Genomic DNA, 6021 nt, shown 5'->3' on the forward strand with positions numbered 1-6021 from the left:
TGTTGTCAGCAGCAGTAAGGTCAGCAGCAGAAAACTCCAGCGATACAGCCGGGTTACACCCGTTGCTGCAGGTGCGGGGAGATATATATTCATGGTTTGTCCTGATTGATCAAAAGCAGTTCATCATGTCAGATGTTCATCCCACCCACCAGCCAGCGTATTAGCGCACAGCCGGGAACCAGCAGCCAGACAGGCCATTGCAGCCGCCACAGGGCCAACAGGGTTAACAAGGCCAGCAGGGCATCCGCAAGGTTTTTGATGCCGGTGGTGAATACCGGATTGTAGAGAGCAGCCAGCAGTAAGCCAACCACTGCGGCATTGATACCCGCCAGTGCGGCTTGCAGGCGCTGTTGCTGGCGCAGGCGTTCCCAGTAGGGCAGGATGCCAAACACCAGCAGTACACCGGGTGTAAATACTGCCAATAATGCAATCAGGCCACCCATCCAGGGGCTGGCAACCGGAGCAGACAGGGCACCCAGAAATGCTGCAAAGGTGAACAGTGGGCCGGGCACCACCTGAGCGGCACCGTAACCGGCCATAAAATCCGCTTCACTGACCCAGCCTGTCTGCACCACTTCGGTCTGTAACAGTGGCAACACCACATGGCCGCCACCAAATACCAATGCACCCGCGCGGTAAAAAGCATCTGCCAGTTGCAGCAGGGGTTGTTCCGTGGTGGTTGCCAGCCAGGGCAGCCCAAACAACAACAGCCCAAACAAGAGTAACCACAACAAGGGACGATAACTGATTTGTCCGGCCAGAGTGGATGAAGGCGGTGTTACAAAGGTCGTTGCTGGTGGGTTGGTGATTACTGGTGGTGCGGCAGTGGGTGACAGGAAATACAGGCCAATCAAACCACCCAGCAGCAGAACCAGCAGTTGCACTGCCATACCCGGCAGTAGAATCAGTGACAAGGCCGCCAGCAGCATCATGGCTCGGCGCAGCCAGTCAGTGCAGAAACTGCGAGCCATCCCCCAGACGGCATAAGCCACCACTGCCACAGCCGCGACTTTTAACCCTTGCAGCAGATCATGGGGTAACCAGTCAGCACCCTGTGTGATGCCCAGTGCCAGCAGTATCAGCAACAAGGCTGAGGGTAGGGTGAAACCCAGCCAGGCGGCCAGCGCACCTAAATAACCACCACGCGACCAACCCAGCGCCAACCCCACCTGACTGCTTGCTGGCCCCGGCAGGAACTGGCACAAGGCCACCAGATCGGCGTACTGCTGATCACTCAGCCAGTGGCGGCGCTCCACAAATTCGTGCCGGAAAAACGCCAGATGTGCCACCGGGCCACCAAAAGATGTCAGACCTAGGCGCAGAAAAATCAGCAGGGTTGATAGAAAGGAAGCAGGTTGATTCATCAGTTTTCCGCCAAAATGAATCATTCTACAGGCTGTTCATGACGGATTGATGCAAAATGGGGAAAACAGATCATCAAGTGAATGAATTGGGATGGCGTGTAAGAAATTCCTGATGGCAGCGACAGACCAGTATTCAAGTCGCTTATCCGAGGAAACAGACTGTGCTGAAAAAACTGGTTTTTTTGTCCTTTCTTGTATTGCTGGTGTTATTGATCTGGCAGTTGGGTTGGCTGGATGCACTGACCTTTGAAAACCTCAAGCACCAGCAGTCCGACCTGATGGCCTGGCGGGATACTCAACCCTTGCTGGTCAGCGGTCTGTATCTGCTGGTGTATGTGGGAATCACGGCCTTGTCACTGCCGGGTGCAGCGCTGATGACATTGGCAGGTGGTGCAATTTTTGGGCTGGGTTGGGGGTTGTTGCTGGTTTCCTTTGCTTCCACCTTGGGTGCTACGCTGGCCATGTTGGTGTCACGCTTTCTGCTGCGTGGCTGGGTCAAGACTCGCTTCAGTAAAACCATGCAAAAACTGGATGCCGGTATTGAACGCGAAGGGGCTTTTTATCTGTTTGCCCTGCGTCTGGTGCCTGCTTTCCCCTTTTTTGTTATCAATCTGGTCATGGGATTGACCCGCATGAAGGTGTGGACCTTCTGGTGGGTCAGTCAGTTGGGTATGTTGCTGGGCACTGCTGTTTATGTGAACGCCGGAACCCAGCTGGCACAACTCCAGTCACCTGCTGATATCCTGTCACTTCAGTTGCTGGGTGCTTTTGTGTTGCTGGGCGTGTTTCCATTGCTGGCTCGCAAGGGGCTGGATGTGTACAAAAGCCGTCAGGCACTGGGTCACTGGAAAAAACCAAAACACTTTGATGCCAACCTGCTGGTGATTGGTGCGGGCAGTGGTGGACTGGTGTCGACTTACATTGCTGCCGCAGTAAAAGCCAAGGTGATTCTGGTGGAAAAACACCAGATGGGGGGTGATTGTCTGAATACCGGTTGTGTGCCATCCAAGGCCTTGATTCGTTCAGCAAGGCTTGCCCATGAGATGCGTCATGCGGATCATTTTGGCCTTAAAACACAGCAGCCCGAAGTTGATTTTGCCGCAGTGATGGATCGTATTCACTCGGTGATCAAAGCGATAGAACCCCATGATTCTGTTGAGCGTTTTACCGGATTAGGTGTGGATGTACGTCAGGGAACGGCACGTTTGCTGACACCCTGGGAAGTGGAGATTACCTTGAACACGGGTGAAATTCAGCGAGTCACGGCACGCAGCATTGTACTGGCCACCGGTGCTGAACCGCTGGTGCCGGATCTGCCCGGTCTGGAGCAGGTGGATTACCTGACATCCGATAACCTCTGGCAGTTGCGGGAACGCCCCGAACGCTTACTGGTACTGGGTGGTGGGCCGATTGGCTCTGAGCTGGCGCAGGCCTTTCAACGGCTGGGTTCACAAGTCACACAAGTGGAGCGAGGGTCGCGTATTCTGCCGCGTGAAGATGAAGATGCCAGCCAACTGGTGATGCAGCATTTTTGTGAAGAAGGTGTGGATCTGCGACTGGAACATCAGGCTTTGCGGATTGAGGTGAAAGGCAGTCAACGCTGGTTGGTGGCGAGTAACAAGGCCGGTGAAGAAGTGCAGTTACCCTTCGACCGCCTGCTGGTGGCGGTGGGTCGTAAACCTCGCCTCGCGGGTTATGGTCTGGAAGAACTGGGATTGTTACCGGATTCCGGTAAAACCCTGGATACCAACACCTACCTGCAAACCCTCTACCCCAATATCTATGCCTGTGGTGATTTGATCGGGCCTTATCAATTCACCCATGCGGCATCTCATCAGGCTTGGCACGTCACCGTGAATGCCCTGTTTGGTCAGTTCAGACGTTTTGCCGTGGATTATTCTTTTTTACCCTGGGCCACCTTCACCGACCCGGAAGTGGCGCGTGTAGGACTGAATGAACAGGATGCCAAAGAACAAGGCATTCAATATGAAGTGACCACCTATGGCATTGATGATCTGGATCGGGCGCTGGCGGATGGGCAGGCTTATGGTTTTGTGAAAGTGCTGACAGCACCGGGCAAGGACAAAATCCTGGGTGTGACCCTGGTTGGGCCTCATGCTGGGGATTTGATCGCTGAATTTGTACTGGCGATGAAGCATGGCTTGGGTATGAACAAGCTGCTGGGCACCATTCACATCTACCCCACCATGACAGAAGCCAACAAATTTGCCGCCGGTAACTGGAAAAAAGCCCATGCCCCACAAGGCGTGCTGCGCTGGTTAAAAAAATACCATCAATGGCGGCTTGGATAAGACAGGAAGATTGGAATGCTCAGCCATCTGAAGCTCGGTGATTTGAAAAAAGGGCTGCATTGCCGCCTCTGCTGGTGGGTTACTGCTGCTGTGTTTGCAGCCATCCTGTTGGTTGAAGCGGTGATACTCCTGCCATCCTATTTCAATTACGAAAGGGATCGACTGCTGGCCTTGCAGGAGGCTGGTTATCAGTCGGTGCAGGCTCTTGCCTCTCTGGAGTCATCAGAGCTGGAACGTCTGACGCATACCACCCTGGTGAAAGGTGTTCGGCTGGAAAAACCGGATGGCTCGGTATTGCTGGAAGTGGGTGAGCCCCTGCAAACACACCCCGTACTGGGTGAGCGCCTCAGGCGCATTGAAGCAGGCAAGCGAACCGAGACGGTTGTAGTACTGGCTCAGCCGCAACCGCTGCGGGTTTCCCTGCGCATCAACAGTGAACAGGTGGCCGGTGAGCTGGTGGCTTTTGTCTGGCGCATCATTGGCCTGGTGCTGTTAATCGCTGCTGTTGTGACCCTCACCACCCTGTTGGTCTTGCAGTATCTGGTGCTGGGGCCGGTATTGCTGTTACGCAGCCGGATGCAAAAAGCCTCTGAAGATCAGCGCCATTATCAGCAGTATCTCGGAACCTTGAACCGGCGGGATGAACTGGGCGACTTGTCGCAGGAATTTGATCGGCTGCTGCAGATCACCGCCGGACGCCTGGCATCCATCGCACGTTTTCCGGATGAAAACACCCAGCCGGTATTGCGAGTGGATCATCAGGGCAGGCTGCTGTATGCCAACAAGGCCAGCCAGCCGCTGTTGGATGACTGGCAGGTAGCGGTTGGTGATCCTTTGCCCCGGCACTGGCAGGAACTGGTCGCTGGAGTGCTGGAAGGGGAAGCAAGCCGCACGGTGGAGCATGGCCTGGATAGCCAGTGGTTATCCATTCATCTGGTGCCCTTGAAAGAAGCGGGTTACATCAATCTGTATGCTGCAGATATCACCGAGCGCAAGGCTTATGAAGACAGTCTGCGGCACCAGCGCAATCACGATCAACTGACCGGTCTGCCCAATTTGGCACTGTTTCAGGATCGGTTGGCGCAGGCACTCACCCGAATGCAGGCTAAAGAAAAGCCTTTGGCGGTTCTGGCTCTGGGGTTAAAAGGTTTTGCTGCAATCAATGGTGTTGCCGGGCATGAAGCGGGCGACCAGGTTTTAAAAGAGGTTGCTGAGCGCCTGCAAAGGCAACTGGAACCGGGTATGACTCTGGCAAGAGTGGGTGGTGATATTTTTGGGGTCTATCTGCCTGAATACCAGGACTTGAATGAAGTGGCCGGCTTGGCCGAGCGAATGATTACTGCGGTTCTGCCTGCCTATAATTGGCAGGGGCAGCCCCTGACTTGTGGTGCGCGTGTGGGTGTGGCGCTCTACCCGGACGATGGTCAGGATTATTCCAGCCTGATTGCCAAGGCGGATCTGGCATTGACCAGTGCAGGGGATGCCGCCCAGGTGCATTTTTTTGTGCCGGGACTGAATGAAAAACTGCAAAAACGTCAGGAGCGTTTACAGCAACTCAAGGAAGCCCTGCAGCAAGGGCAACTGGAAGCCTGGTACCAACCGCAGGTGGATGGCCTGACCGGAAAAATTAAAGGCGCAGAGGCACTGGTGCGCTGGCGACATCCTGTTGAAGGCCTGATTTCTCCGGCAGAGTTCATCCCCCTGGCTGAAGAAACCGGGCTGGTTTTACCTCTGGGTGAAGAAGTCCTGCAGCAGGCTTGTCGCCAAGCAGCCTTATGGCGACAACAACCCGGCTGGGAAGACTTCACCATGGCTGTGAATCTCTCTACACGCCAACTGGCGGATCCTGATCTGGTCACCAAGGTGGAAAAAACTCTGCAACTCAGTGGCTTGCCTGCCGAGGCCCTGGAGCTGGAAATTACCGAAAGCGCCGTAATGGATAATACTGAGGATGCCATCCAGGTGTTGAAGCATCTGGCGGGTCTGGGTGTGGGCTTGTCACTGGATGATTTTGGAACCGGCTATTCATCGCTGGCTTATCTGAAAAGCCTGCCGGTTCATAAAATCAAAATTGACCGGGCTTTTGTCAAAGATTTACCGGAAGACCTTCAGGACAAAGCCCTGTGCCAGGCAGTGATTGCCATCGGCGAAGCGCTGAATCTTAAAGTGCTTGCTGAAGGAGTGGAAACTCAGGCTCAGGTGAGTTTACTGAGCGAACTGGGTTGTCTGAACTTTCAGGGTTATTTTTATGGACGACCTTCACCGGCTGCCGAGTTTCTGCGGAACTGAAAACCCTCAGCAACTATAGTGACTGCTCCCCGCCCTAAGCGCTAAAGCGCCACGGG

The 6021-nt window shown here is 54.6% G+C and carries 3 protein-coding genes; 2 read left to right on the plus strand and 1 reads right to left on the minus strand.

Translation table 11 applies throughout. From position 1 onward, the window contains the following. Positions 1 to 128 precede the first annotated feature (128 nt). A complete protein-coding gene (gene chrA, locus IBX50_RS16100; protein ID WP_292257315.1) occupies positions 129 to 1364 on the minus strand; it encodes a chromate efflux transporter in 1236 nt (411 codons plus the stop codon). A gap of 161 nt (positions 1365 to 1525) precedes the next feature. On the opposite strand from chrA, the gene IBX50_RS16105 reads away from it, so the two are divergent. Continuing rightward, entirely contained in the window at positions 1526 to 3676 is a 2151-nt protein-coding gene (locus IBX50_RS16105) for an FAD-dependent oxidoreductase (protein ID WP_292257316.1), read from the plus strand. A gap of 15 nt (positions 3677 to 3691) precedes the next feature. Beyond that, positions 3692 to 5965, plus strand: a complete 2274-nt coding sequence (locus IBX50_RS16110; RefSeq protein WP_292257317.1) for an EAL domain-containing protein — start codon at positions 3692 to 3694, stop codon at positions 5963 to 5965. The last annotated feature ends 56 nt before the right edge of the window (positions 5966 to 6021 follow it).

The sequence above is a fragment of the Marinospirillum sp. genome (assembly GCF_014859565.1).

What these genes read in the sequence shown, in the direction of transcription:
- chrA (WP_292257315.1), bottom strand. Translation starts at nt 1,364, where the DNA reads ATGAATCAACCTGCTTCCTTTCTATCAACCCTGCTGATTTTTCTGCGC.
- IBX50_RS16110 (WP_292257317.1), top strand. Translation starts at nt 3,692, where the DNA reads ATGCTCAGCCATCTGAAGCTCGGTGATTTGAAAAAAGGGCTGCATTGC.